General features: G+C 70.2%; 26 protein-coding genes and 6 pseudogenes. 20 read left to right on the top strand and 12 right to left on the bottom strand.

Annotated elements, in window-relative coordinates:
- Window positions 1-188: 188 nt before the first annotated feature.
- The 4 genes from ACFWU6_RS25470 to ACFWU6_RS25455 all read left to right on the top strand — a co-directional run bounded on the left by ACFWU6_RS25470 (window position 189) and on the right by ACFWU6_RS25455 (window position 3,552).
- Window positions 189-1,742: an alpha/beta hydrolase gene (locus ACFWU6_RS25470; protein WP_383983236.1), complete on the top strand. Its 1,554-nt coding sequence runs from the start codon at window positions 189-191 to the stop codon at window positions 1,740-1,742.
- Window positions 1,743-2,187: 445 nt separating this feature from the next.
- Complete coding sequence (locus ACFWU6_RS25465; RefSeq protein ID WP_383983234.1) at window positions 2,188-2,622, top strand: RNA polymerase sigma factor; 435 nt, start codon at window positions 2,188-2,190, stop codon at window positions 2,620-2,622.
- Window positions 2,567-3,109, top strand: a complete 543-nt coding sequence (locus tag ACFWU6_RS25460) for a M48 family metalloprotease (protein ID WP_383983232.1) — start codon at window positions 2,567-2,569, stop codon at window positions 3,107-3,109. The genes ACFWU6_RS25465 and ACFWU6_RS25460 overlap by 56 nt, the downstream gene beginning before the upstream one ends.
- A 206-nt stretch (window positions 3,110-3,315) precedes the next feature.
- Window positions 3,316-3,552 (top strand): hypothetical protein, encoded by a 237-nt coding sequence (locus tag ACFWU6_RS25455; protein ID WP_383802799.1) that lies wholly within the window; start codon window positions 3,316-3,318, stop codon window positions 3,550-3,552.
- Between the two features lie 67 nt (window positions 3,553-3,619).
- Here the strand turns inward: ACFWU6_RS25455 and ACFWU6_RS25450 are convergent.
- A pseudogene (locus tag ACFWU6_RS25450) lies at window positions 3,620-3,844 on the bottom strand (transposase); the annotation flags it as partial.
- Between the two features lie 663 nt (window positions 3,845-4,507).
- Here ACFWU6_RS25450 and ACFWU6_RS25445 point away from each other — a divergent pair.
- The 4 genes from ACFWU6_RS25445 to ACFWU6_RS25430 all read left to right on the top strand — a co-directional run bounded on the left by ACFWU6_RS25445 (window position 4,508) and on the right by ACFWU6_RS25430 (window position 6,951).
- Window positions 4,508-4,756 carry a hypothetical protein gene (locus ACFWU6_RS25445; RefSeq protein WP_383983230.1) on the top strand — a complete coding sequence of 83 codons (249 nt, stop codon included), beginning with the start codon at window positions 4,508-4,510 and terminating at the stop codon, window positions 4,754-4,756.
- 89 nt (window positions 4,757-4,845) lie between these two features.
- Window positions 4,846-5,364 (top strand): MarR family winged helix-turn-helix transcriptional regulator, encoded by a 519-nt coding sequence (locus ACFWU6_RS25440; protein WP_383983228.1) that lies wholly within the window; start codon window positions 4,846-4,848, stop codon window positions 5,362-5,364.
- A gap of 145 nt (window positions 5,365-5,509) precedes the next feature.
- Window positions 5,510-5,983: a hypothetical protein gene (locus tag ACFWU6_RS25435; protein WP_383983226.1), complete on the top strand. Its 474-nt coding sequence runs from the start codon at window positions 5,510-5,512 to the stop codon at window positions 5,981-5,983.
- A gap of 101 nt (window positions 5,984-6,084) precedes the next feature.
- Window positions 6,085-6,951, top strand: coding sequence for an NmrA family NAD(P)-binding protein (locus ACFWU6_RS25430; protein ID WP_383983224.1), 867 nt, complete (start codon window positions 6,085-6,087; stop codon window positions 6,949-6,951).
- A 119-nt stretch (window positions 6,952-7,070) separates the two neighbouring features.
- Here the strand turns inward: ACFWU6_RS25430 and ACFWU6_RS25425 are convergent, their stop codons facing one another.
- From ACFWU6_RS25425 to ACFWU6_RS25410, 4 genes are all read right to left on the bottom strand, one after another.
- Window positions 7,071-7,217, bottom strand: coding sequence for a hypothetical protein (locus tag ACFWU6_RS25425; protein ID WP_383983223.1), 147 nt, complete (start codon window positions 7,215-7,217; stop codon window positions 7,071-7,073).
- Window positions 7,218-7,342: 125 nt separating this feature from the next.
- Complete coding sequence (locus ACFWU6_RS25420) at window positions 7,343-7,606, bottom strand: hypothetical protein (protein WP_383983221.1); 264 nt, start codon at window positions 7,604-7,606, stop codon at window positions 7,343-7,345.
- 138 nt (window positions 7,607-7,744) lie between these two features.
- Entirely contained in the window at window positions 7,745-8,635 is an 891-nt protein-coding gene (locus ACFWU6_RS25415; protein WP_383983220.1) for a DUF1206 domain-containing protein, read from the bottom strand.
- 46 nt (window positions 8,636-8,681) lie between these two features.
- Window positions 8,682-8,900: a hypothetical protein gene (locus ACFWU6_RS25410; RefSeq protein WP_383983218.1), complete on the bottom strand. Its 219-nt coding sequence runs from the start codon at window positions 8,898-8,900 to the stop codon at window positions 8,682-8,684.
- Between the two features lie 684 nt (window positions 8,901-9,584).
- Between ACFWU6_RS25410 and ACFWU6_RS25405 the strand changes: the two genes are divergently transcribed.
- The 6 genes and pseudogenes from ACFWU6_RS25405 (at window position 9,585) to ACFWU6_RS25380 (ending at window position 13,925) form a co-directional block, all read left to right on the top strand.
- A complete protein-coding gene (locus ACFWU6_RS25405; RefSeq protein ID WP_383983216.1) occupies window positions 9,585-10,022 on the top strand; it encodes an NfeD family protein in 438 nt (145 codons plus the stop codon).
- A gap of 4 nt (window positions 10,023-10,026) precedes the next feature.
- Window positions 10,027-11,079: an SPFH domain-containing protein gene (locus tag ACFWU6_RS25400; protein WP_383983214.1), complete on the top strand. Its 1,053-nt coding sequence runs from the start codon at window positions 10,027-10,029 to the stop codon at window positions 11,077-11,079.
- A 148-nt stretch (window positions 11,080-11,227) separates the two neighbouring features.
- Window positions 11,228-11,455: pseudogene (locus ACFWU6_RS25395) on the top strand (D-alanine glycine permease); the annotation flags it as partial.
- Between the two features lie 267 nt (window positions 11,456-11,722).
- Window positions 11,723-13,045, top strand: coding sequence for a Na+/H+ antiporter NhaA (gene nhaA, locus ACFWU6_RS25390; RefSeq protein WP_383802819.1), 1,323 nt, complete (start codon window positions 11,723-11,725; stop codon window positions 13,043-13,045).
- A complete protein-coding gene (locus ACFWU6_RS25385; RefSeq protein WP_383983212.1) occupies window positions 13,045-13,506 on the top strand; it encodes a hypothetical protein in 462 nt (153 codons plus the stop codon). The genes nhaA and ACFWU6_RS25385 overlap by 1 nt, the downstream gene beginning before the upstream one ends.
- A gap of 119 nt (window positions 13,507-13,625) precedes the next feature.
- The gene (locus tag ACFWU6_RS25380) at window positions 13,626-13,925 is read left to right on the top strand and encodes a hypothetical protein (protein WP_383983210.1); all 300 of its coding nucleotides are present in this window, start codon (window positions 13,626-13,628) and stop codon (window positions 13,923-13,925) included.
- Window positions 13,926-14,213: 288 nt separating this feature from the next.
- Here the strand turns inward: ACFWU6_RS25380 and tpg are convergent.
- The 7 genes and pseudogenes from tpg to ACFWU6_RS25345 form a co-directional block, all read right to left on the bottom strand.
- Window positions 14,214-14,439 (bottom strand): annotated as a pseudogene (tpg, locus tag ACFWU6_RS25375) (telomere-protecting terminal protein Tpg); the annotation flags it as partial.
- 9 nt (window positions 14,440-14,448) lie between these two features.
- Window positions 14,449-15,108: pseudogene (locus ACFWU6_RS25370) on the bottom strand (transcriptional regulator); the annotation flags it as partial.
- Between the two features lie 524 nt (window positions 15,109-15,632).
- Entirely contained in the window at window positions 15,633-16,424 is a 792-nt protein-coding gene (gene istB, locus ACFWU6_RS25365) for an IS21-like element helper ATPase IstB (RefSeq protein ID WP_383983208.1), read from the bottom strand.
- Window positions 16,421-18,076: an IS21 family transposase gene (istA, locus tag ACFWU6_RS25360; protein ID WP_383983258.1), complete on the bottom strand. Its 1,656-nt coding sequence runs from the start codon at window positions 18,074-18,076 to the stop codon at window positions 16,421-16,423. The genes istB and istA overlap by 4 nt, the downstream gene beginning before the upstream one ends.
- Before the next feature lie 153 nt (window positions 18,077-18,229).
- Window positions 18,230-19,080 (bottom strand): annotated as a pseudogene (locus ACFWU6_RS25355) (transcriptional regulator); the annotation flags it as partial.
- A gap of 2 nt (window positions 19,081-19,082) precedes the next feature.
- Window positions 19,083-19,307: pseudogene (locus tag ACFWU6_RS25350) on the bottom strand (transposase); the annotation flags it as partial.
- Window positions 19,308-19,371: 64 nt separating this feature from the next.
- Window positions 19,372-19,965 carry a TetR/AcrR family transcriptional regulator gene (locus ACFWU6_RS25345; protein ID WP_383802825.1) on the bottom strand — a complete coding sequence of 198 codons (594 nt, stop codon included), beginning with the start codon at window positions 19,963-19,965 and terminating at the stop codon, window positions 19,372-19,374.
- A 108-nt stretch (window positions 19,966-20,073) separates the two neighbouring features.
- Here ACFWU6_RS25345 and ACFWU6_RS25340 point away from each other — a divergent pair, with 108 nt between their 5' ends.
- The 6 genes from ACFWU6_RS25340 to ACFWU6_RS25315 form a co-directional block, all read left to right on the top strand.
- On the top strand, window positions 20,074-20,694 hold the full coding sequence (locus ACFWU6_RS25340; protein ID WP_383983206.1) for a flavodoxin family protein: 621 nt from the start codon (window positions 20,074-20,076) through the stop codon (window positions 20,692-20,694).
- Window positions 20,691-21,770 (top strand): NAD(P)H-dependent flavin oxidoreductase, encoded by a 1,080-nt coding sequence (locus tag ACFWU6_RS25335; protein WP_383983204.1) that lies wholly within the window; start codon window positions 20,691-20,693, stop codon window positions 21,768-21,770. The genes ACFWU6_RS25340 and ACFWU6_RS25335 overlap by 4 nt, the downstream gene beginning before the upstream one ends.
- A gap of 1,001 nt (window positions 21,771-22,771) precedes the next feature.
- Entirely contained in the window at window positions 22,772-23,644 is an 873-nt protein-coding gene (locus ACFWU6_RS25330; protein WP_383802833.1) for a hypothetical protein, read from the top strand.
- Window positions 23,645-23,698: 54 nt separating this feature from the next.
- Window positions 23,699-24,322, top strand: a complete 624-nt coding sequence (locus ACFWU6_RS25325; protein WP_383802835.1) for a hypothetical protein — start codon at window positions 23,699-23,701, stop codon at window positions 24,320-24,322.
- 280 nt (window positions 24,323-24,602) lie between these two features.
- Window positions 24,603-25,436 (top strand): MBL fold metallo-hydrolase, encoded by an 834-nt coding sequence (locus tag ACFWU6_RS25320; protein WP_383802838.1) that lies wholly within the window; start codon window positions 24,603-24,605, stop codon window positions 25,434-25,436.
- Between the two features lie 225 nt (window positions 25,437-25,661).
- Window positions 25,662-25,842 (top strand): dienelactone hydrolase family protein (locus ACFWU6_RS25315; protein WP_383983202.1); only part of this gene is annotated, 181 nt, incomplete at its 3' end.

Here is a 25,842-nt window from a genome sequence, read left to right as displayed (position 1 = left end):
CCTTACGCACGCCTGCCCCGTCACGCCCCGGCTCGACGCGGACGGCGACGGGGCGGCGCCGGTGGCGGCCGACCCGGTGATCAGACCACAGGATGACGCTTGGCACCCGGCCTCCGCATACCTTCGAAGCGTGGCGCGACGCGAGTCGTGGTCAGCCGTGGTGGACGGCGGAGCAGGAGGAGTTCAGCGTGCGTGGACGTGTGGGGACCGCCGTCGGAGCCGGACTGGTGGCGTGGGCGTGCGTCGCCGTGCTGGGTGCGCAGCCCGCTGCCGGCAGCGGGGCGGGCGGCCTGTCGGGGGACGGCGCGCCGGCCTCTTCACTGCGCCAGAGCGTCACATGGCACCGTTGCCAGACCTCGCCTGAGGACGCGGAAGGCGGGGAACTGGACGACGCCGGCGCCCAGTGCGCCGAGGTCATGGTGCCGCTGGACTACAGCCGTCCAGGCGGCCCGACCGTCAAGGTGGCGCTGTCACGGCTGGCGGCCACCGGGCCGGGACAGCGGCGGGGGGTGCTGTTCTACAACCCCGGCGGTCCCGGCGTGCCCGCCATGTACCTCGCGCTCAAGTTCCGGCAGGCCGAGCCCACGGTCGGCGCCCGCTACGACGTGATCGGAATGGACCCCCGCTTCACCGGGCGGAGCACTCCCCTGGACTGCCAGTGGCCCCTGCCAGGCGTCGGTGCCGCCGGGCCGGACCGGGAGGGCTTCGAGCGGAGCGCGGCGCTCGCCCGGGACCTGGCCTCGAACTGCACCCGCCACCGTGAGGTGCTGCCTCACGCCTCCACCCGGAACACGGCACGGGACATGGACGTGGTCCGGGAGCTGCTCGGAGAACGGCGGCTGTCCTACGTCGGCTCCTCGTACGGCTCCTATCTGGGACAGGTGTACCTCCAGATGTTCCCCCGCCGCGTGGACCGCGCGGTCCTCGACAGCGCTCTGGACCCCGACCGCTTCGGCCCCGAGCTGACGAACACCCAGGGGCCCGCCATGGCCGCCGCCATGGAGAACTGGGCGGCATGGGCAGCCCGCCACCATGACCGCTACCGGCTGGGTGCCACGGCTGCGGACGTGCTGGCCTCGGTACGCGGCATCGGCTCGACCGTCGACCGCGGCCCGCTGCGGGTCGGCGGCCATCAGGTCGACAGCCGGACGCTGCCCCAGGTGCTGTGGAGCGTCTCGGCCGGGGACGACGAGGCGACGTACGGCGACTTCGCCGCCATGGTCCGCGTGCTGGACGACGCCGCACGCGGCCTGGACGCCGTCCCGACGCCCCTCCTGGAAGCGGTCCTGACCGGCCTGAACTCCCCTGACGCCGGCGGGGTCGCGGCCGTGCAGACGGCGATACTGTGCGCGGACCGGCAGGCCTCCCGCGATCCCGAGACCTACTATCGTGCCATCCAGGCGCACCGCGGTGACGAGCCCGTGTTCGGCTCCTTGGTCTACCACCTCACTCCCTGCTCGTTCTGGCCGACCGCTCCCGCCGAGCCGCCGACCCGGGTCCGCAGTGACGTGCCGGTCCTGATGGTCGGCGCGGACGGTGATCCGGCGGCCACCTACGAGGGCCAACGACATGCTCACCGGGTCCTCGCCGGGTCCCGTCTGGTCACGCTCCGCGGTGCCTTCCACCACACCGTCTACGCGGGGCTCTTCGCCCCCCGGAACGCGTGCGTCGACCGTGCCGTGAACCACTACCTGATCGACGGCGTCCTGCCCTCCCGGGATACGAGCTGCCGCAAGCCGTAGGCCTCGGTGGGGAACGGGTCGGCGCGGCCCTGGAGGCGGGCGCGGGGTACCTCCGCCGGGCGCGGCGCGGGGTGTCCGTACGCCTGTGCCCACCTGTCTGAGGAAATTCCGTTCCACGGGTAAACCCGGTGGCCCGCCACGGGTGTTGAGGGGCGTTGCAGTCGGCAGGGCACCTGTTGGCGTTACGTGGTCGGCAGGGGATGTGGTCGGGTATGTGGGAATCGGTGGTGCTCGGCGTACTGGTCGCTGCGGTACGAATCGCCCTCCACGTGGTGGCCTGGCGGCGAGAGCTGGCCCGTGAGCGTGAACGGGGCCGACTGGTACTCGCCGCGCTGCGCCTGGCGGGTCAGGGTGTCCAGGTGGAGGACCGCCGTCCGGACGGGGGCGTCCTGATCGCGCGGGGTGGTGGTCCGGCCGCGTCGGCTGGCCGGGAAGGGGAAGCGCGATGAGCGGGGGGACGGGCGGTGGGACGGGCGGCGTCCGGGCCGGTGCGACGGAGCCCGCATCGGCGGGCGGTGACGGGACTGCGCAGGACGGACGCGATCCCGTCGACTTCGACGTGTTCTTCACGGCTCACCGTCCGGCCCTGCCAACCCGGGCCGTGATGCTGTGCGGCAGCCGTCAGGACGCGGAGGACGCCGTTCAGGACGCCTTCCTCACGGCGTTGGAGAACTGGGACCGGGTCAGCACGTACGACCAGCCGAACGCATGGGTGAGTCTGGTGATGCGGAGGAATCCGCCTCACCGACACCGTCAACGCCTACGCCGGCGAACGCAGCAAGCTTCTGGGTCTGGTCGGAGACCCCCGCACCCTGGACCTGGGCATGCCCCTGCTCCTGGGGCTCACCAGGGACGAGCTGCGCGCGGTCCTGTGTCATGAACTGGGGCATTACGCGGGCCGGCACACCCGGCTGGCCGCCGTCAGTCACCGCGGCAGCGCCGCCCTGGAACGCACCGTCCGCTACCTGGCGGTCCTGGAGACCGACCAGACCAGCGTCAAACCGCCGGTGCGCCTGCTCTTGAAGCTCACCAAGGCGTACCACGGCGTCTACCTGCGCCAAACCTTCGCCGTACGGCGCAGTCAGGAGCTCGAAGCGGACGCCGCGGCGGCCCGAATCGCCGGGGCACACACGTTCGCGCGGGCCCTACGGGCCGTGCACCCGCACCGATCCGCCGCCGTCCTCCCCGCCGCCCGGCACTCGGAACGTCTGGCCCGACGCGTCGCTCCCGCCGCTGACACTTCCGACGTCCATCCCCTCGCCGCCGCCCGGCGGGCTCACCCGTCTGCCGCTCCTGCCGGTGAAGTAGTACCGGTGCCGGCCGCACCCGTCAGCCCGGCGGCCCGGCCGTACCCGCACACGCCCTGACCGGCCCCTGGACGGCGCGCCCTGCCCGCGCAACCTCCTCCGACCTCGCCCCTGGCGTGGCGAGTGGCCCCCCCCTTACGCGGACAGAGGTCCCCTCACCGCGTTGAACTGCGCAAATCAGGGAATGCGAAGGCAAGCCGCTTGTAGGACGTGCGGAGCGTGTGCGGGCCGAGGCCGCACGCCCCCTGTGTGAGGAGATGCCCTCCGTGAGTACCACCCCAGCGCTGATACCGGGTTCCGTCTTCGATGCCGCCTTGGACGCCGCGTACGAGACGCACCGCCGGTTCCGGCATGGTCCGTTCGCCGAGGCCTGTCCGACCTGTCATGTTCCCGCGGGCGAGCTCTGCCTGGCCCGGCGCAGTGTGCACGTCGCGCGCCGCCGGGCCCATCGGGCCCGCCCGGAGCGCATCGGAGTTCCACGGCTGGCGGCGCTCGTCCGCTGAGTGCCCTCACCATCAGGGGCCGTATCCACCGGGATGGATTCATTCAGCGTCCGTTTCGATGCCCGGCGACGGCTTGGGCCAGGTCGGTGCCTGCGGGCAGCGGGCGGTGCACCGGCGCGTCGGTGCGGATGATGTCGGCGAAGACCAGGGCGTCGCCCGGGTCCGACTTCTTGCGGCTTACCCCGTGCCGGTCGCGGTAGCGGGAGGCAGCCATCGGATTGACCGCATAGATCCTCCGAGGGCCCTGTCGCAGCGTGGCGATGAGCAGGCCGCGGCTGGTCTCGATGGCGGCCACCGGGGGGAACTGCTGCTGTCCGCGGGACTCGATCACGACGCCGGAAAAGACACTGGCCCGCGTCGGGGCGGCCCTGCGGGAATGGCGCGAGTGGCGGGAATACCTCGCCGGCTGGTTCGAGGCGTACCCCTTGGACCTGACCGACATCGAGGATCCGCGGATCTTGTGGGAGCGCGCGGCGAGGAATCTGATCTTGCTGGTCGTCCACCGCACCGGTTGCGCAGCGCTGGTACGGCCACTGCCGCCAAGTGCTCACCTGGTTCCTCAATCGCTGGGGAGTGGCGCCCGACGTGGCGCGACGCTTGGTCGACGAGGCGATCGGTGGACGGTTCCACAACTGGACCGGTCCTGACAGGCTGGTGGTCGACGACGTCGCGGAACAGCTTGCGCTGTCTCTGCAGCCGGCCGATGGCCGCACCCGCGCGGACGCGCCGACTCAAGACCACTTGCAGCGCCGGCTCGCGGTACGCGAATCGGTGCCGTGGCACGAGATCCCGGACAACGGTACGGACGGACCGGTGGTGCCCCTTCGCGACGGCGCGGTGGAGGACTTCCGGGCCTTCGGCGGCGCCATCCGCACCGCCGTCTCCGACCTCCCTGCCCGGGTATGCGGCCGGCGACCCGGGAGCCCCAGCCCCCGAACTGCCGGTCGCCCTCGACATGCCGACCAAGGTCGCCGACTTCCTCCGCACCGCCGAGCCGGCGGCCGCCGAGCGCGCCGCACTCGACCTGGGCGTGACCGTACGGCGAGGCCAGGGCTACACCTTGCGCGCTACCGCCATCCCCGCGATCCACCGGCGACCCTGGACCTCTGCCGGCCCCTCGACGCCACTGCGGCGGTTCCGGCCCGGCGCAAGGCCCGTCGCCGAGTGCGCGAACGGGGTCAGCGCCCACGAAGCCCCGGCCTGACCAGGATCAGCGGCGTAGCGTCGTACCGATGGTCCAACGCCGTCGGTCCTGTCTTGACAGCCCAAGTGATTAGCCGCCATATTATTTGCATGACGAGGGACGGAACCGATGGCGAGGCGCCCACACTGGACCAGGCCCGGCGGCAGCTCGAGCACTACGGCTTGCAGGTCGATCCGCAGGCGGTGCTGGTCGCGGTGCGCCTGATCTCGGCGGGCGCGAGGGTAGGCCGGGCGGCCGAGGCGCACTTTGCCAGGTTCGGTCTGTCGACGGGGCGCTACCGCCTGCTCGCCGACCTCGAAGATCACGGCGGGGAGAAATCCCCCTCGCGCCTTGCAGTCGACCTCGATGTCTCCAGGGCCACGGTCACCGGCCTGCTGGACGGCCTCGAACGCGAGGGCCTGATCGCCCGCCGCCCGTCCACGGAGGACGGACGGGGCACGGTGGCCGTCCTGACCGCGCGCGGGGCGCAGCGCCTGCGCGACATGGCGTCCGAGCATTTCGGGCGGCTCGAGGCGATGGTGGGCGGGCTTTCCGTCGAGGAGCGTGCGATCTTCCTGGATCTGCTCGCCCGCGTTGTGCGTGGCAGTGCGGCCCTGGCCGCCGACTGACCCGGTTTCCCAGCTGGCCTGCCCCCGCCCTCCAAGCAGGGCCCCTTTTTTACGAGGTAATAGTTAGCTGCCTAATTATATTGGGGAGCAGGCCTGAGCCGCCGCAACCCTTCGCTTCCCTCACACGAACGAGAAAGAGACCAGCATGCCCGCAACGAGAGACAGAACCAGCCGAGACCGGGCAGCCTCCCGGCCATCCCGGCCGTTCACCCTGTGGCGCGAGGTGCTGACCGCCTACGCCGCCCCCGCGCTGATGGCCGGCACCTCCGGGATCGTCACCGGGCAGCAGGACCTGGCCGTAGCCGCCTGTACCTCCATCGCCGGCACCTCCGCCGTGGTGGCGTTCCTGGTCGGCACCTGGCTGCGGAACGGCGGGCAGCCCCGACGGTGGACCACCACCACCCCGCGCGTCGCCCTGACCGCCGCACTCGTCATCACCGCCGCCGGCGCGGCGGCCCTGCTGGGATGGTTCACCGCCCAATGGCTACCCGCCCACGTCCCGATCCCCCCTACCCCGTGGCTGGAGCGCCTGCGCGGCGACCTGCCCGTCTCCGCAGCCCTCGCCACCACCATCGTCACCCTGCGCTGGCGCAACACCATCACAGCGTCCCCGACGTAGCCGAACCCGGCACCGGGCCCACCCGTCCCACGAGCCCAAGCCCGACCGAGCCCAGCCCGGCAGCACCCGCCGCCGGGAAGTCACCAAGGAATGAGCAGACGATGATCGTTGTCATGGGAGCAACCGGAGCAACCGGGAACGCCCTGCTCCACAGCCTCCTCGCACTCGGCGCACCCGTCCGCGCACTGACCCGAACCCCGCACGGGCCGATCCCCGGCATGACCGGCGCACACCATCCGCCCGTCGAGGTCCAGTACGCCGACGCCGCTGACCCCCACTCCCTGCGCACCGCCTTCAACGGCGCCGGCCAGCTCTTCCTCACCATGGCCAACAGCCCCGCACAGGTCGAACTCGAAACCCGCGTCATCGACATCGCCGCCCACGCCGGCATCGGACACATCGTCAAGATCTCCGCACCCGCCGCCGAACCCGACTCCCCGGTCGCCATCTCCCGCGGACACCACGCCGTCGAGGAACACCTGCGCGCCAGCGGCCTCACCCACACCATCCTGCGCCCCTACGCGTTCATGCAGAACCTCCTGCGCCTGGCCCCCACCGTCGCCCGGGGCATCATCCTCGGCACGACGGGCGACGCGCCCTGCAACCACATCGACTGCCGTGACATCGGCGACGTCGCCGCCGCCGCCCTCACCAGGCCCGACATCACCGGCGGCACCTACACCCTGACCGGATCCGAAGCCGTCTCCTACCCCGGCCTCGCCTCACGATTGACCGCCCTGACCGGCAATCAGATCCGCTACGTCGGCCTCACCCCGGACGAACTGCGCCACGACCTCATCCACAACGCCCGCATGCCCACCTGGCTCGCCGACCACGTGACGGAGATCCAGCAACTCGCGACTACCCGGCCCGAAACCCCCACCACCACCGTCATCGACATCCTCGGCCGCCCGCCCCGCACCCTCGACGCCTTCCTGCACGAACACCAGGCCCACTTCCACCGATAGGACGCCGCCCCAAGCCTGGTCACGAAACTGCGAACCGTCCCGCCGCACGAGGCAGATGAGCAGTCATCGCTCGGCGGTGGGCGAACGTTGCGCACCCTGGGCGCCGGCGCGGTCCTCGGCTACATGGAGTTCTTCGACGAGAAGATGGCGACCCCGACCGCGGTCTGCCTGAACGACACCTGGACCATCCGCACGCCGACGGACCGGATGCGCACGATGGCCGAGACCGACCCGCCCCTGATGAAGGCCCTCGGCATATCGGCCACCGACCCACATCTTGAGGGTGCCTTCGTTTTCGGCCCGCGGCCATGTGGTCGGTGCGTACGTCCACTCCTACACGGCCCGGTTCCGGGGCGGTCGCACCTGCACCTTCCCGCCAGCGCGACGAGCGTCAGTCGTGGTCGTACGCATCGGCGAGCACGCCCGTCAGCGCCTGGGTGATGTCCTCCCGCAGGCCGTCGTGCCGGGGCCCGAGGGCGTGCTCCGGGGCGGTGCGCTCCTCCCCGTAGCGCCATACGGGACCCTGCAGCAGCCGCGGACGCTCCCAGCCGTAGCGCGGATGGACGTGGCCGTGCAGGTGCTCCCAGGAGTTCCCCCGTACCTCGTAGTTCAGCCGGCGGAATTCCTCGTCGCGCTTGCCGCACGCTCTCTGCACGGCTTCGCCGAGCAGAGAGAGGTCGAAGAGGAAGAGGGCCCGGTGGGCCCCGCGGATGTCACGGCCGATCCCTCCCCGGGGCCTTGGTGCAGCGGGCGGTCGGCAGCGTACGGGCAGGGGGCGGCGCGAGCAGGACGGTCAATCGGCATCGCGGCTGATCGGCTGCCCTGCCGAGGCGTCGTGTTCCGGGGCTTTGCGCCAGCGGGCCTCGCAGAACGAGTAGAGGCCGAACAGCAGAAGCCCCACCGCCGCCGCGATCAGCAGCATCGGCCCGGCCGGCGTATCGGCGAACGAACGCAACGTCTCGTCCAGGCCCTTTGCCTCGCTGGCGTCGAAGCGCACCGCGGCCAGGAGAACGAACAGGCCGGTCGCCACCGCGACCACTCCGCACGCCACGCCGCCGATGATGCCCAGCGCCGCGACGATGCGCCGCGTCGTCCGGCTCATCCGGTCTGTGCGGAGGTTCTTCTCGAACTTCCGCATCAGGCTGCGTACGACGATCACCACGCCCACGATGGCCAGCACGGCCCCGAACACGCCGACGAGTACCCGGCCATAGGGCCATTCGAGCACGCGCGCGGTGTAGTCCTTCGACGCCTGGTCACCGGCGCGGGTGCCTCCGGACCCGCCGACCAGCGCGGTCTGCATCACGCCGATGCAGATCACCAGGTAGAAGACGGCCAGCCCCAGGGAGCCCAGGCGCCGGGTCCACTTGTCACCGCCTTCCGTCGCCTGCCCGAATACGGCCTCGGAAAGGCGCCACAGCGCCATCGCCGCCAACCCCACCACCAGCGCCCACAGCAGCACCTGGCCGTAGGGCTGCTCGCCGATGGTCCGCACCGCCCCGGACCGGTCGGCCTCCTTGCCACTGCCGCCGCCGGTACCGATCCGCACGGCGAGGAGCCCGACCAGAACGTAGATCACTCCCCGCGCGCAGAGCCCGATCCGGGCCGCAACCTCCATGGCGCGGCTGTCGGCCACACGCTGCCCCGGAGTCTTGCCCTGGGCGGCGTCTTTCTCGGTCGCCATACCCGACACCTCCCCGTGCGCGGACAATGGAGCCCAGTCACAGCCGCTACCCCCACCATGGCACCACGCAGCGCACCCGACCAGCGCAGCCCTTCGCTTCCAGAGTGCGGATGGCCGTGTCGTCGCCGTCGCGGACCGCCCGCACGATCTCCTCGCCCGTCTCGCGTACGGACGGATCGATGCCGTCCGGAGCGGCCGGGGCGGGGCCAAGGCAGGCCGATCCGGCAGCCTCGCCCGACCCGGCGCCCACCGGGGAGCCTGGCACTGCCGTCAGCGTCGGGCGTCAACGCCAGCCGGCACCTTGCGGCTGGCGCCGCGCGGTCTGTCATGCACGGTGGCACCCGGCCACCGCCCCCACAACGTCAGCCGTGGAACGCCGATGTTGCCGCCGGGTGGCCGGACGAACGGACCATTCCCGCGTACGCGGGGAAACGCAAGCCGTCCCTGCCGGGAACTCCAGCCGGTCGATGCACTGCCCCCGGGCGCCGTTCCGGCTGATCCCGTGACGGCGTGGCGGGCCAGAAGACGCCGGCGCCGTGGGAGTGATCCTGACGATCACCGGTGCCGCTCTCTGCACGCTGCCCGGTGAGCGGCCCCGGGCTCGCGGCCGCTGACGCACTCACTCTGGCGGCAATCGCCGCGTGATGGTGTGCTTCCCGCCCGGACTCGCGCCCCGACACCCAAGTGATCACGGAGCGGGAGCCGGGGCAGGCAACCCCTCCTTCGGTCGATGCGGTCGCTGCCAAGCACGCGTCGCCCGTGCAGCGCGCGGTGTCCCGGGCTCGTCCCGCAATCCGACATCAACCCGACATCCTCATCCCGCCCAAGACGGCTGGCCTTCCACCGCGGTGTCCATCGAACCCGGCGGCCGGTTCCCGGCAGAATTATCGGGTAAAAACTCATAAAAGGTGACAGTTAGCGCTTTCTTCACCACGAGGAGGCGTAGGGCATGGATCCCTGGCTGGTCTGGCTGATCGTCGCTCTGGTCCTGGGCGCGGTGGAGATCGTCACTCTCACCGCTGCGCTCGGGTTGCTGGGCGGCGCAGCGCTGGTCACAGCAGCATTCGCCGCTGTCGGTTTGCCCCTGCCCTGGCAGTTTCTGGTGTTCGCGGTCATATCGGCCGTCGGCGTGATTTTCGTTCGTCCGGTCGCGCTTCGTCGCCTGTCCACGCCGCCGGGCGGGGAAGGGCGCTTCGGGGTCGACGCCCTCGTCGGGGAGGCCGCCTACGTGACAGCAGAGGTGTCGAAGCTGGGCGGCAGAGTCCGTATCGGCGGCGAGGAGTGGACGGCGCGGACCTACGACGAGACGCTGGTGATCCCTCCCGGCGCGGCCGTCGATGTCATGGAGATCAAGGGCACCACCGCGCTCGTCTATCCCCGGGAGTGAGCCCATGGAGCTTTCCGCGTTCCTCATCGCCGGCCTGCTCGTCGCGGTGCTCGCCGTCCTCACCGTCGTGCGGGCCGTACGAATCGTTCCGCAGGCCCGCGCACGAAACGTCGAGCGGCTCGGCCGCTACCACCGCACCCTGAAGCCCGGTCTCAACGTCGTCATCCCGTACGTCGACCGCGTCTACCCGGTGATCGACCTGCGTGAGCAGGTCGTCTCCTTCAAGCCGCAGCCGGTCATCACGGAGGACAACTTGGTCGTCGAGATCGACACCGTTTTGTACTTCCAGGTCACCGACCCGCGCGCGGCGGCCTACGAGATCGCCAACTTCCTCCAGGCGGTGGAACAGCTGACGGTCACCACGCTGCGCAACGTCGTCGGGTCCATGGATCTGGAGAAGACCCTGACCTCGCGGGACACCATCAACAACCAGCTCCGCGGTGTCCTCGACGAGGCAACCGGCAAGTGGGGGCTCAGGGTCAACCGGGTGGAGATCAAGGCCATCGACCCGCCGCAATCCATCAAGGACGCGATGGAGAAGCAGATGCGGGCCGAGCGGGACAAGCGGGCCGCCATCCTCGGGGCCGAGGGGCAGCGCCAGTCCCAGATCCTCACAGCGGAAGGCGACAAGCAGTCCGCCGTCCTGCGCGCCGAGGGCAACCGGACCGCCGAGATCCTCCGGGCCGAGGGCCAGTCGCGGGCCATCGACGAGGTGTTCCAGGCCGTACACCGCAACGACCCCGACCCCAAGCTGCTCGCCTACCAGTACCTCCAGATGCTCCCCCAGCTCGCACAGGGCCCCGGAAACACGTTCTGGGTAATTCCCGGCGAGGTCACCTCCGCCCTCCAGAACGTGACGCGCGCCTTCTCCGAAGCCCTCCCCCAGTCCGCGGCGACCCGCGAGGCGTCCTCCGACGACCTGGCCGTCCAGGCCGCGAACGACGCGGCGAAAGCCGCGGAAGCCGCCGCCGAGGCCCTCGCCGACGCCGCAGAAGCAGACAGCCGGACCGCAGGACGCGGCGCTGGGGCCACACCGGCCTCCGGGTCACCGAACTGAGTCCGCCGGCACCGCGACGATTCAACACCGGGTTGGTGTCCGCTTCGTGGAGCCAGCGGAACAGCGACCCGCACCCGGTCGCCCGACGGCTCGCGCGGAAGGCAGCCGCAACGCAGAAGGGTCTCGCCCGCCTGCCGTACCCAATCTGCTGTTCGCCGTCGCCGGCTCGCTCCTCACCCTGCAGACTCTGATCGACATGGCCGGCGCGGTCCTGTTCATGCTCGCCGTCATCAACATCATCGGCCTCGACCTGCCGGCCCCCGTCGTCAAGCGGGAGCTCAACCCCTTCCTCGACTTCGTCCGCCGCCGCGACGTCGGCCTGGACACCGGAGCAGACGAGGACGAAGACCGGGAGCCGGTGAAGACCACCGTCTGACCGTCCCCCCGGTGACCCGGCGGCCCGGCGGCCGGCTCCTGAGCGGGCTCGTACACACCTCGCGGCGTGGTGTGTACGAGCCCGCTCGTTTGCGTTTCAGCAGGTGAGAAGCGCTCTGGCGGTATCCGGCCATCTCCCCTAGGGTGTAAAGAACGCGTCAGCAGGGCAGCCGAGCTGCCGATGGCGCGCGGTGTGCCGGGAAGTCTGGTCGGCGAAGTAGGGCCCGTGTGCCCATGTCCAGCCGACGCCCCCCGAAAGGCCGCCACCATGAGCGACCCGCGCTCCCGCATCGTCTTCGGACTCATGCCTTGGCCCGAGCGCCAGGCCATCGCCTCCGCCCTGCGCACCGAGACCGTCGGCGGGATGGTCCTCCTCGCCGCCGCCGTCATCGCACTGATCTGGGCCAACACCCCGTTCAGCAGCGTGTACGAGTCGATCCGCGACTTTCACTTCGGGATACCCGCGCTCGGCCTGGACCTGTCCGTCGGGCACTGGACCGCCGACGGACTCCTCGCGGTCTTCTTCCTCGTCGCCGGCATCGAACTCAAGCGAGAACTCGTCGTCGGTGAACTGCGCACCCCCGCCACAGCCGCCCTGCCCGTCATCGCCGCCGTCTGCGGCATGGCCGTACCGGCGGGACTGTACGCGCTGACCGCGGGCCTCGGCGGCGGCAGCCTGGACGGGTGGGCCGTCCCCATGGCCACCGACATCGCCTTCGCCCTCGCCGTCCTCGCCGTCATCTCCACCCACCTGCCCTCCGCCCTGCGCGCCTTCCTCCTCACGCTCGCCGTCGTCGACGACCTCGGCGCGATCCTGATCATCGCCGTCTTCTTCACCAGCGACCTGAACCTCTGGGCGCTCGGCGGTGCCTTCGCCGGTCTCGCCGTCTTCTACTTCCTCCAGCGCCACCGGATCCGCGGCTGGTGGTGGTACGTCCCGCTCGGCGTCGCGATCTGGGCACTGATGTACAACGGCGGCGTCCACGCCACCGTCGCCGGCGTCGCCATGGGTCTCATCCTGCGCACCACCCGCGACAAGGGGGAGAACTCGCCCCCCGCCGCCCGCGTCTCCCACCTCATGCACCCCTTCTCCGCCAATGTCGCCGTTCCGCTCTTCGCCCTGTTCGCGGCGGGCGTCAGCATCTCCGGACCGGCCCTGGCCGCAGTGTTCACCACTCCCGAGCCGCTCGGCGTCGTCATCGGACTCGTCGTCGGCAAGGTCCTGGGCATCTTCCTCGGGACCTACCTCGCCGCCCGATTCACCAAGGCCGAGCTCAACCCCGACCTCGCCTGGGCCGATGTCCTCGGCCTGTCCGTCCTGGCCGGGATCGGCTTCACCGTCGCCCTCCTCATCGGCGAACTCGCCTTCCCCGGCCAAGAGGTCGGCGAGCACGTCAAGGCCGCCGTCCTCATCGCCTCCCTCACCGCCGCCGTCCTCGCGGCCGTACTGCTGCGGCGACGCAACACCCTCTACAAGCGCCTGTACGAAGAAGAGAACATCGACGCCGACAACGACGGCATCCCCGACATCTACCAGCACACCCCGGCTGCCGATGGCGCCACCGCTCGCAGGGACGGGCAGCCCACCTGATGGCCGGCGCCGACGCCTCACTGCTGGCGCCCGCGATCATCATCACCGCCCTGGTCATCCGCACCGCCGTCACCGAGCTCCGGCATCCGGGCAGTGCCCGGCGGCAGTGGGCGTACGCCACCAGCCCCCGGGCTCTGGCGGCCGGGGCGACGGTCGCCGCGGCCACGGTCCTGATCAGTGGTACCCGCTTCGGGTGGGCGGCGGCGGTCTGGGCCCTGCTCATCGGGGCGCTCACCGCCTTCCTCACCGGCCGCGACACCCCGGCCGCCTCAACTCACCCGAGCAAGGAGCGACCCGTGCCGGAACGACGGATCGGCAAGGTGCTGGCCGCCATCGGCGCGCCCCTCACCCTGGCCGGGGTGGCGATGTACTTCCTGCCCGGACCCGGCGTCCCTGTGCTCATGACCGGGTTGTCCTTGCTCATTACCGGGCTCGTCATGGCTGCAGTCGGCCGCCGGTAACGCTCACTTCCCGCCGCTCACCGCCCCGCACCGTCCCGACACCGACACCGACACCGACACCGACACCGCACCGCCACCGCCACCGCCACCGCCACCGCCACCGATAGGAACCCACGACGATGATCTGGCAGTGGATCGGCCTGGCAGCCTTCTCCCTCACCCTGCTCCCTATCGGACTGGCCATGGCCGCCGGCCGAGTACCTGCCCGGCTGCGCGCCAGGCTCGCGCCAGTGCGCGGCCACGGCTGGGTCCTCCTCGCCATCTACGCCGTGGCACCCCTGAACGCGATCCCTCGCCTGGCGGGGGCCTCCCCGGAGTTGAGCCTGGCCCTCACCGCCGCCGCCGGGATCGTCGCGGTGGCCGGATGCCTGATGCTCGGCCTGGCCCGCCTCGCAACGGCCGAGAAGGGCGCCCCATGACACGGACGGCACTCCTACGGACCCCCCTCTGGTCGTTCGTCGCCTGGTGGGCAGCCCTGACCGGCATCCTCTGGTTGGCGGGCACGGTTCTCGGACACTCCGCGCCGCTCACCGGATGTGCCGCATCCGCCGCTCTCCTGGTCGCGGTCGGCGAATGCGGTGACTGGCTGCGACGACGCTGGACCGCACGACGAGGCGACCGTTCAGCGCCCTAGCGTGCCCGCCGTTCTGCACCGGGCACCCCTTCGCCTTGGCCTTCGCCCTGATCTGGGGCTGCCAGCGCTTCTACACCTCGCGCTCCAGGCGCGCGGCGAGGTCCGGGCGCGGCTTCTTGATCTGGTCCTTCACGTACCGCTCGACGGTGCGCTGGGAGATCCGCAGCATCTGGGCGACCGCCTTGGTGCCCTTGAGCTGCTTGACCAGGTAGCGCATCTGCGCGCCGGCCGACTTTGGTGCCGGGCGGGTGAACACCCTTCTGCACCGCGGCCTCCAGGCCGTCCTCGAACAGGCTCATCGCCTACTCCTACTTTCCGTTGTCGATGTCGGTGACGGTGCCGTCCTTGATGTACCGGGCCAGGTTGAGCTCCGGCGCGTCGAACCACTCCCGAACTTCCTCGCCCCACAGAACGTCCTGCGTGCCTTCCCACTTCACGAGGCCGGGGTTGATGCCGAGCTTGAACCCGCCGGGCAGCGGCTTGCCCTCCCGGTAGGGCAGGAAGTCCAGCGGCGAGGGCCCGTTGGAGGCGTAGACGACGCAGTCGGACAGGATCGCGATCGGGTACTGCCCGGTGAACGCGGCGTGCTTGACGATCTTCCGGTGCAGGGTGATCCGGGTGCGGGCGATGACCGCCGCCCGGATGTCCGGCCGCCACGTCGGGCGGGACAGGGCCCGCCACGGCTCGCCCGGCCGCCAGCCCTCCCCGCGCGGGCGCTCGCGCAGCTTGCCCAGGCCGCCCTTCACCGTCGCCTTGACCGCCGAGACGACGATCGCCAGCTCCGAGTCACGGGCGTTGTAACCGTCCATCGCCGCAAGGAAGTCCTCCCGCGACAGGTCGGCGTCGACGCCGAGGTCGGCCACCGTGGCGAGGTACGCGTCGCGGAGCCGGTTGTACCAGCCGTCCAGGTAACGCCCGTTCTCGTACCGCACCCACGCCTCGATCGGGCAAACCTCGTAGCCGAGCTCCTGGGTGGCTATGACGACTTCTTTGGGAGTCGTTTGTCGAGGAGTTCGGGAGGCGTGGGACTCGGGGTTGAGTGATCAACATCGTTGAGTTTTGATGTCGATAGCGTGTGCGATCGAAGGCTGCGGTCTGCTTCATAATCCAGCTGTGGACATATCCGATGAGGGACAGCCGCTCGATCCCGTCTGGCATGAGATCAACAACAACGTGTGTGGTGGCCTGTCAGGTGCCCCGAGTGCTTCGTTGGTGGCCGAGCGGTTCATCGGGGCGGGCTGGAGTTCCAGATCGGCATCGTGGGAGTCGTATGAGGTCGAGACCAGCTGGTGCCGCATAGAGGTGGACCCGACCGAGGGCGACACTCTCCTGAACGGAGTCGTCGATCCTCAACGGTTCGAAGATCTGGCAGCACTGCTGACCCGGTTCGGCCTGCGGTTCAGGCTTGAGCTCTATGACGATGAGGGAGGGCTGCTGAGGGAGATCGAAACTGGAGCTCCGTCAGAGCCTCAGGACGCAGTCCCGCGGCCCCTCAGCCGGCTGCTCGCTCCGCTTGGGCTTTGGTCGCGGCGAGGCGGTAGGACTCGGTTCCGGTCTGGATGATGTTGCCGCCGAAGGTGAGGCGGTCGACGATGGCCGCGCAGAGCCGGGGGTCGGTGAAGGTCTTGGTCCAGCCTCCGAACGATTCGTTCGAGGCGATCGCCACACTGTTCTTTTCCTCCCGTTCCGTCAAAACCTGGAAGAGGAGTTCGGCGCCGCGGCGGTCGAGTTCCATGTAGCCGAGTTCGTCGATGCAGAGCAGGTCAACGCGGCCGTAGCGGGCGATGGTCTTGGTCAGCTGCTTCTCATCCGCGGCCTCGACAAGCTCGTTCACGAGTTTCGTGGCGAGGGTGTAGCGGACCCGGTGGCCCTTCATCGCGGCCTCGGTGCCCAGCGCGATCAGCAGGTGAGACTTGCCGGTCCCGGAGTCGCCGATCAGGCAGAGCGGCTGGCCCTTGCGAACCCACTCGCACTTGGCCAGCGTGTGGATGGCCGCCGGGTCAACGTTCGGATTGGCGTCGAAATCGAAGGCACGCAAGGACTTATCGCGGGGAAAGGCGGCGGCTTTGATGCGACGCTCCGACCGGCGTCGGGCCCGGTCGTCGCACTCAGACATCAGCAGCTCGGCCAGAAAGCCCCGGTAGGACATCTGCTCGCGGGAGGCCGCGGCCGCGAGGTCCGGAAACTGACTTCGGATGGTGGGCAGCCGCAGCATGCGGCATGCCTGGTCGATCGCGGTGGTGGCGGCTTCCTCGGTCAGTTTGCGCTGGCGGGGGACGGTCATGTCGCTTCTCCCTGGCTGGTGCCCTGGCCGCCGGTCCGGCGGCGGTTGAGTAGTTGGTCGTAGCCGGCCACCGAGGGAAGGGGCCGGGTGTCGGGCGGCAGGTGGGTCAGCCGGTAGTCGGCGAGGAAGGTCACCGTCGCGTGCTCCTCGACGGATGGGGCAAGCACCTCAGGTGCGGGAGCTTGGGGCGCGGGAGCGTCGCCATCGGCGGCCTTGCGGGCCTCCAGCGCGACCGCGTCCGCCGTCAGAGCGCCGGCCCGGAAGGCCTCTGCCAGGCCGGCGACCACGTGCTCGTGCCGCATGTGACGTCCCAGCAGCAGGACCTGGATCAGGGCCCGGGTGCCTTCGGCGTCTCCGTGGGCCGACCGGACCGCGGCCCACCAGTTGTCATGGACTGGGGTGAACCTGCCGGCCGAGCGGGCCTGCTCCAGCGCGGTCGAGCCGGGGAAGGCGCCGGGCTTGCGGATGAGGGCTTCGAGGTAGTGGTCCAAGACCAGCTGGGAGCCGCCCCTGGTGCTGAGGCGCTCGTGCCGGGCAATCTCGCTCCGGCCGTCATAGACGACCAGGTCATTCGCGTTGAGGAGCACGCGGACCGACTGGCCGATGAGCCGGACGGGGACCGAGTAGCGGTTGCTGCGGACGGTGATCTGGCTGTAGCGGTCCACTCGCGGGGTGAACCAGCGGCCCGTCTCGAAAGGCTCCTCCGGCAGCGGTTTCAGCCGTGGCTGTTCAGAGCGGAAGTACTCGCCGATCGTGTGGGGGCGGGAGCTTATCCGGCGGGCCTCGTCGTCGATGTCCCACTGGTCGACCATCGCGTTGAGCTGGGCCAGCGAGTCGACGACGGGCACGGGGACGAAGTGGTTGCGCCGGAAGTAGCCGACCTGGCCCTCCATTCCGCCCTTCTCGTGAGCGCCCTCGATTCCAGGCCGGCAACAGAACGCGTCGACGCCCCAGTGCGAGCGGAACTGGGTCCATCGTTCGGCTTCCACCCGCATGCGTCCCAGTCCGATCACCCGGGAGACCGCGGCCTTCAGGTTGTCGTAGCGGACCCTGCCGCGGGGAACGCCTCCCAGGGTTTTCAGCGCGTGGACGTGGCCTTCGATGAAGGCCTCCTGGCCGCAGGATGCGAAGACCCGGTGGACTGCCTTGCCCGAGTACGACAGGCGGAAAGAGAACAGGTAACAGCGAGTGGGGACCCCGGCCAGCACGATGTGCACGTCCCCGAAGTCGACCTCGGCCTCCGCGCCGGGGATGTGCGACTGCGGGATGAACACCGACTCCGGGCCCCGGCCAGCGAGCAGCAGGATCTGCTTTCGGCGGCCGGCGACGTAGGAACGGACCATCTGGTACGAGATCTCGTAAGCGCCGTGCTCGTCGACCAGGCGGTCGAAGATCCGTTTCGCGGTGTGTTTCTGCTTCGGTGGCGCGTCCAGATCCGCCTGCAGGAAGCCGTCGATGATCCGCTTGTAAGGATCCAGCCGGGTCGTCCGGGGGCGGTGCTTCTTGCGCGGCTCCGGCCACTGCGCGTCCAGAGCTCTGCGAACGGTCCGCCAGGTCACGCCGTACTTGTGCTCCAGCGCACGCATCGAAATGCCGCCCAGACGGTGGTCACGACGGATCGGCGCGTACAGCTCAACCTTCGACTTCGGCATGCGCATGGAGACCCCCAGTGGGAGAAGCACACCCAGCGTCCCACCACAAGACTTCAACTGCCGTCAAAACAAAGCAACATCATCAGGCTCGGTCAGGACTGCCTTCCGCAACCGTCAACAAACGCCTCCCTCAATCAACGACATAGCCACCTGGGCGTAGGCGACGGTGGGCGTCGCGTACCAGGCCGGGCCGGTCGGGCGCTCGCCCTCGGGCGTGAACGGGGAGGGCAGCAGGCTGCCGTCCAGCTCCACCCACTCCTTGCCGACCTTCACGCGGGACAGGCCGACGTGGGAGAGGTCGACCAGCCAGGAGCCGGGCAGCTTCGGGTCGAACGCGGGGGCCTTGACGTGCGTCGCCTCGCCGAGGCCGACCGGCAGGCCGTTTGCTCCGGCGGCGAAGGCCATGTTGACGTCGATGCCGACCAGGTGGCGCAGGGTGCACTCCGCGTCGGTCATCGGACGGGCCCAGTCATACGCCTCCTCGAACAACTTCTCCGCCGGGCCGCGCACGTGGAACCGCGGGAGGTCCTTGAGGACGGGGTGCCCGTCGGGGACCTCGCACGGTGGCCAGTTCATCGGGTCGATGGCGTCCTTGCCGAGCGAGCCGGGGTTTTGCTCGGAGTGCCGCTTGCCGTCGGCGTCGGGCTCGGAGGCACGGGTCGGCGGGTGCAGGGCGGTCATCAGCTCCAAGCCGGTTACAGCGGTGGAGCCGCGCGGCGTCATCACACGGGAGGCGTAGACGCCCAGGACGCGGGCGAGTTCGGCAGGCGGGAGCTGCCCGGCCTCGCCCCAGTGCCGGGTGTCGAGCGCGTTCCACGACGGGATGCACAGCTGCACGCAGGCCCGCTCCGAACCGGTGGCGGGTCGGTAGATCCTCGCCCACGGCCCGAACCCGCGCTTGGTCAGCTTCCACTCCGCGCGGGCCAGCTGCTTGATGACCTTGTGGTCTCCGGGATCCGCCCGGCGTGCTTCTCCTCCTCGGTGAGCGTGACGGGCAGGCCGTAGGGCGCCGCCAGCAGGTCATCCCCGATCCGAAGCCCAGTTCCTGCGGGAGGTGCTCCCACGCGATCCCTGTGGGGAGCACGAACAGGATGCCCTGGAACACCAACCGGTCCGGATGCCGCCTCCGCCCTGGACGACGAACTCGACGCTCCACCTTCGGCAGGAGCGGTTCGATCACCGCCCAGAGTTCATCGTCCACTTCCCACGGCTTCCGCCGAGCACCCCGCACCCCCAGATCAACGCTCTCAGGGCCATCCAACCAGCCCGAAGATCATTTCGTTAGGGGTTGTAAGTCAGGCACCGAGCAGCATCAGCGTGTGCGGCCAGAGGTCGTCGAGCACTGCCGGATCGTTCTTGAGCTTGGCGAAGAGAACCATGCCCTCCAGTTGGGCGACGAGGGCTCGGGCGGTTCCCACCGAAGCCCGGTCCGCCGGGATAGCACCCTCGGCTGCCGCGTCCCTGAGAACGGTGGTGACCAGTTGGATCTGTTCGTCGAAGATCTCCTTCAGGCGGGCCTGGATGTCCGGCTCCCGGGTGCTTAGCTCTAGGGCTAGGTTGCCCAGGAGACAGCCGTCGATCGTGCCGGAGTCCTCTTTCATCCGTCGCTGGACAGCCGCTATGGCGTCGAGCAGCCGCCGCAGCCGGTCGAGGGCCGGAGTGGGAGCGGACAGCTCCCCAGCCCAGCAACTTCGCTCGCCTTGCCAGTAGGCGTCGACGACCTCGACGGTGAGGGCTTGCTTGGACTCGAAGAAGTGGTAGAAGCTGCCCTTCTTCACCTCGGCACGGGTGCAGATCTCGGCGACGCCGAGACTGTTGTAGCCGCGGCTGCGCATGAGTTCGCCGGTGGCTGCAAGGAGCCGTTCGCGTGCCGTGCTATTGCGTCCCATGACGGTCACTATACGGGCGGTCAACTATGTGGATTTTTAGTTGACCGGTCGTCTAGCATTCGGGGGGTCGGCAGGCAATCGGCTCGCCGCGCTCCAGGAGGCTGCCCCATGGTTGTACCCTCGACCACCGTCGTCATCGCCTATCACAGCGGATACGGGCACACCGCCCGTCAGGCCGCCGCTGTCGCCGAGGGTGCGGACTCCGTGCCCGGAGTCCGCACCGATCTGCGAGACGTGGCGGTCCTCGACGAGAGCCTGTGGACCGCCCTCGACGCGGCCGAGGCGATCGTCTTCGGCTCCCCCACCTACATGGGCTCGACCTCTGCGGTCTTCCAGCACTTCGCCGAGGCGAGCGCGCCCGTCTGGGCCGAGCGGGGTTGGCAGGACAAGCTTGCGGCCGGCTTCACCAACTCCGCCGGGGTCAACGGCAACAAGGACAATGCCCTGCTGTCGATGACCGTCTTCGCCGCCCAGCACGGAATGACCTGGGTGCCGCTGGGCCTGGCGCCCGGATGGATCTACTCCTCCGAGGGAACCCCTGAGGACCTCAACCGGCTCGGCGGCTTCGTCGGCGCGATGGCGCAGTCGCCCTCCGACCTCGGTCCGGAGCAGGCGCCCGGCACGGCCGACCTGCACACGGCCCGGCACCTGGGAGAGCGCGTTGCACGGGCCGCGCGTCGTCAGGCCCTGGGTCGCGAGGCCGAACTCGTTTCGGCGGTGAGAGGATGAGGCCGGGACGTCTCGGCGAGCTCCTCGGCATCGAACTGCCTTTCATCCAAGGTCCGTTCGGCGGCGGACTCTCCTCCGTCGAGCTGGCCGTGGCGGTGTCGGAGGGCGGCGGGCTCGGCTCGTACGGGGCCCACATCCTCCTCCCGGAGGAGATCGGGGATCTGGTAGCACGGCTGAAAACGGGCACAGACCGGCCGTTCGCGGTGAACCTGTGGGTTCCGCTCGATGGTGAATCCGAACTCCAGCCGTCCGACATGGACCTGGCCTCTCATGTGGCGCGGCTGCGGCCGTACTACGAGGAGCTCGGCGTCCCCGCCCCCACCGCCGCCGACGTGGCCGCGTGGCCGGACTTCCACGCGCAAGTAGATGCCCTGCTCGCCGCCGCCCCGCCGGTCATCAGCCTCGTGATGGGGCTGCCGCCCCGGCGTCTGGTCGAGGAAGCCAGGCGGCTCGGCATCGCGCTGATCGGTACAGCGACGACCGTCGACGAGGCCATCGCGCTGGAGATCTCGGGCGTGGATGCGATCGTCGCTTCCGGCAGCGACGCGGGCGGCCACCGGGGAGCCTTCCTGCGCCCCGTGCGGGAGTCCCTGGTGGGCACGTTCTCGCTGGTCCCGCAGGTGGTGGACGCGGTCGCGGTCCCTGTAGTCGCCGCGGGCGGGATCGCCGACGGTCGCGGCGTCAGCGCAGCCCTAGCTCTCGGCGCGGACGCGGTCCAGATTGGCACTGGCTTCCTCGCCTGCCAGGAGTCGGGAGCGAGCGTGGTCCACAAGGAGACGCTCGGCACCCCCGGGGCCCGTACGACGGTCCTCACCCGCCTGTTCTCGGGCCGCACAGCCCGGGGCATCCCGAACCGCTTCGTCCGCGACATGGCACCCCACGAGGACCACGTACCGCCGTATCCCGTACAGAACGCCCTGATGCAGCCGATCCGCCGGGCTGCGGCGGCGCAGGGCAGGTCCGAGTACGTGAGCCTATGGGCCGGCCAGGCGGCAGCGCTGGCCCAGGAGTCACCGACGGCGGGCTCGTACCTCGCCGACCTCGTCAACGAGGCGGACAGGCTGCTGAAGAGCTGACGGCCTCGCCGTTGCCGGCCGGGCGGTGGACCTCGGGTAGGCGTTGCCATCCCTGAAAGGAGGGGTCCCTGAGGCACTGTCATCTTTTCCAGCGGGCTTGATACTGGTGGGCTCGCGTATTCAACTGTCGCGAGTATTGCTGCCAAAGCGTCGGTTCAGGCATTGTGTGTCGGGGTGCCGCAGGTCATGGTCTGTGCTGGCAGCCCCTCGCGCTCTGGCCGGTAGTGGATAACCTGCCTTCATGCCGCTGAATGTCCCCAAAGAGATCAAGCGTGTGAACAAGCAGGTCCTCGTAGAGCTGAGTTCGAAGAGCGAGCGCCTCAACCTCGGCAGGGGACGCAAGCCGATCGGTCCGCCGGTCGGCGTAGCGAAGCTGAGACCGCTGAACGAGCGCCATGCCCTCCTCGGCCTCGCCGAGGACTGTTCCACCACCACCGTCGTCTACGACCTCGCGCCATACCCGCCCCTGCGGCCGGCACGGCCACGGCACCGGTCGCCGCCCGGTCGGCTGCGCCTCGCGCACGTCCGACGCGGGCGGCGTACCCATGACGCGGACCCCCGCTGTTCTGCAGGATCGCACCATGCGTACGCCCAGGCGCCGGAGGCGTCCGGGCGTAGGCAGGTCAGTTCTGGAAAATCGCCTCGAGCAGGTCGCCGGCCTTCGTGGCCAGGACCTTCGAGGACCTCAAGGACCTCCGAAGGACGGCCGGCACATCCGCCGGCCGTCCCACTCGGCCATGGACATCTGCCGCGGGGCGGGAAGAGAACCGTTGCCGAAGGCATCGGCACTTTCCACGGTCCCTCCCCGGCCCGGGGAGCCGGCCGGCTCGCAGGCGACGGACGACGAGGGCCCGCCCGGTCGACACCACCTATCGAGAGCGGGACGATGGAAACGATTGAGGTGTTCCACCGCACCCTCCCCGCTGCGCTGGCGGCAGGAAGGCCGCGGACCACCCGTCCGCTGACGGATACCGCACGGACGGAACGCGAGGGAGACGAGCATGTCCCCGAGAACCGCATCCGCCCCGCACCACCGCCCCGGCCGGCCCGTGCGGGTGTCCCTCGTCCTGGCCGCCGCAGGCGTCCTGGTGGCCGGCCTGACCACCTCCGCCGCCGCCCAGGACCCGATATACAACCCTCCACGCCTGGTGAGCCTGCAACTCCAGGCACCCAACGTCACCGTCGTGTTCCGGGACAACTCCGAGCCTGACTCCGGCTTCTTCATCGAGCTGACGGAGCGGGACAACCCGACCTACGCGAGGATCTCCAAAACCCTGCCCGGCACCAACGCGCCAGGTGTGGGCAGGACCGTCACCCGGTCCGTCAACGCCGGCATCAAGCCCGGCATCGCGTACTGCGCCACGGTCAGGGCCTCGGTGCACGCGGAGGACCCCGTCCTGTTCGACCTGGAGGACGCCGTCACGGACCCGTCCAACAAGGTCTGCGCGAACCCCACCGACGCGGCCAATCCGGCAGGCTCGCCCACCAACGCCTCACTGGGCACGATCACGGGCGAGGCGGAACCGGCGGCCGGCACCAACCGCAACTTCTGGCTGCCCTACGGGAATGCCGGCGCCGAGGTCAAGGGCGCGGTGATCGAGGTGGCCACCTCCGGAGCCTTGTCGATCAGGAGACCCCCGGAGAACGGCACCTTCAGCGGCTTCCAGTGCGTGCAGTCGGGGGCGGTGGCCGGCAGTACGAGCGGAGGTTTCCGCTGCACCGGTGGCACTCTCAAGGCCGGGGAGAAGAACCAGATCCCGGTGCTGGTGAAGGTGGGGACAGCGGGGGCGGGCGCCATCCACGCCTCGATCCGCGTGCCCGGCGACACCAATCCCGGGGACAACAACAGCACGCACACCGTGCGCGTCAAGTGACCGAGCCCGGTAGCCGCGCCACGTAGACGCTTCGGACAGAGGGGACCGCTGAACATGGCCCGCAACCATCGACGATGTCTCACCGCGCTCGGCGCGACGCCGCTCATCGCCCTGCTCGCGTTCGCTCCCGGCGCGGCGGCGACGACCCAGCCCACCGCCCGTGCCGTGCCGAACAGCTGCCACGGGCTGAGCTCGGCCACCGACCAGTACACCCTGGGCTGCCGCGCCGGCGTAAAGCTGGGCACCGCAGCCGGCAACAAGAACGGCAGCCCTCCCATCTGCCAGAAATTGCCGCCTCCGTTGTCTCCGGTCAAGCCCGACGCGTACGAGCAGGGTCTCCGCGTGGGCTACCAGTTGGGCTACGACCGCGCATTCGCGGCCTCGTACAAGCGGAACTGCGCGAAGAAGCCGCTTCCCTCACCGTCGGTCCCGAAGCCGCCTCCGGAGCCCCAGAACAAGACCCAGACCCTGGAGGGCATGGCCGCGGCGGGCCAGGCGGCCGGCGCCACCTGGGGACGCGATGACGGCAAAGCCTGCACTCGGGCCCATGCGGAGCTGGTCCCGCCGGCGAAGCCGGACGCGTTCGTCAGCGCTTACCAGAACGGTTACCGCGTCGGGTACGACACCGCCTACGACGAGGCGTACCGCACGAACTGCCTGAACAAGAAGACTCCTTGACCGCTCCTGGCTCTCGGTCAGCTTCGTCCCCGCCGGCGGGTGGTCGCAGAGACCGGTGCCCGCGCCCTTCGGCGCCTGGGTTCCGGTTTGGCGCCCGGTTCGCGCGGGGTCACGGCCGGGTGTTCGGCGGGCCGACGAGACGCCCGGCCCGGCGCCGACCCAAACGTACCGGTCGCGCGGGCCCGCAGCGGGGCTCCGGAGTGCCGTACCGGCCCCACAGGGGGAAAATAGTCGAAGGTACGCCCTGCTCCGCCGCTGGGAGGGGACCACGGAGACCGCCATGAGCATGCAGAAGATCGGAAGCGACACCACGGTCCTGGCGGACTGCATCGAGGTGCCGGGCATCGGCTTCCTCCCGGTCAACGCCTTCGTTCTGCTCGCCGACGAGCCGGTCGTCGTCGATACGGGCCTCAGCCTCCCCGACCGGGACTTCCTCAGCGCCCTCGGCTCCGTCATGGACCCCGCCGACGTGCGCTGGATCTGGCTCACCCACCCCGACCGCGACCACACGGGCGGCCTGTTCGACCTGCTGGGCGCCGCCCCCCAGGCCCGCATCGTGACCACGTTCATCGGCGCCGGAATCATGTCGACCGAGCACCCCCTGCCCATGGACCGCGTACGCCTGGTGAACCCGGGCCAGTCGCTGGACGTGGGCGGCGGCCGTACGCTCCGGGCCTTCCGGCCGCCGCTGTTCGACAACCCCGCCACCGTCGGCTTCTACGACGACCGGACGCGGACGTGCTTCACCTCCGACTGCTTCGGCGGGCCGATGCCGAGCGCGGAGGTCGCCGTGGACGGTACGGCCGCCGACCTCCATCCCGAGGACCTGCGCGCCGCACAGCTGCTGTGGGCCACCGTGGACAGCCCGTGGGTCCATACCGTCGACACCGGGAAGTACCTCGCCACCCTCAAGCCGCTGCGTGCCATGGACGCCGAGACCGTGCTGTGCACCCACCTGCCGCCGGCCGTCGGCCTCGCCTCCCGCATGCTCGACACCCTCGCCGCGGCACCCGGCTCCGACCCCTTCGTCGGCCCCGACCAGCAGGCGCTCGAGCAGATGCTGGCGGGCTTCGAGCCGGGACCCGGCGACGCCGTCCCGCCCCAGGCCACGTGAGGCCGCCTTCGTACGCCGCAAACTCTCCCTCGGCACCCGCGCCCGCGCCTACGGCACCGCCTGCATCCACGAACACGCCTGCGTCCGGCTGCTCCCTCCCACGCCCCGACCCGGCCCAGCGCGGCAGACTGTCGATCCGCGACAACCCCATGGAGCACCCGCGCTGTTCTGCCAGCGGCAGAACAGCGGCCGGACCGCGCGCGATGATCACTCCAGTCCAGTCTCATGGCGACGATTGCGACGCGTACCGTCGAGTACCCGGCCGACGGTTTGACGATGATCGGGCACCTCGCGCTCCCGGCCGGTACCGGCCGCCGGCCCGCGGTGCTGCTCGGACCGGAGGGCATGGGACTGAGCGACGTCGAGCGCCGCCGGGCCGATGCCCTCGCCGAGCTGGGATACGTGG

Origin of the sequence: Streptomyces sp. NPDC058674 (assembly GCF_042716505.1) — a bacterium.
In the GTDB taxonomy this organism is placed as follows: domain Bacteria; phylum Actinomycetota; class Actinomycetes; order Streptomycetales; family Streptomycetaceae; genus Streptomyces.
The sequence above is the reverse complement of the archived record's forward strand: the minus strand, read 5'-3'. Positions and strand labels throughout refer to the sequence as shown.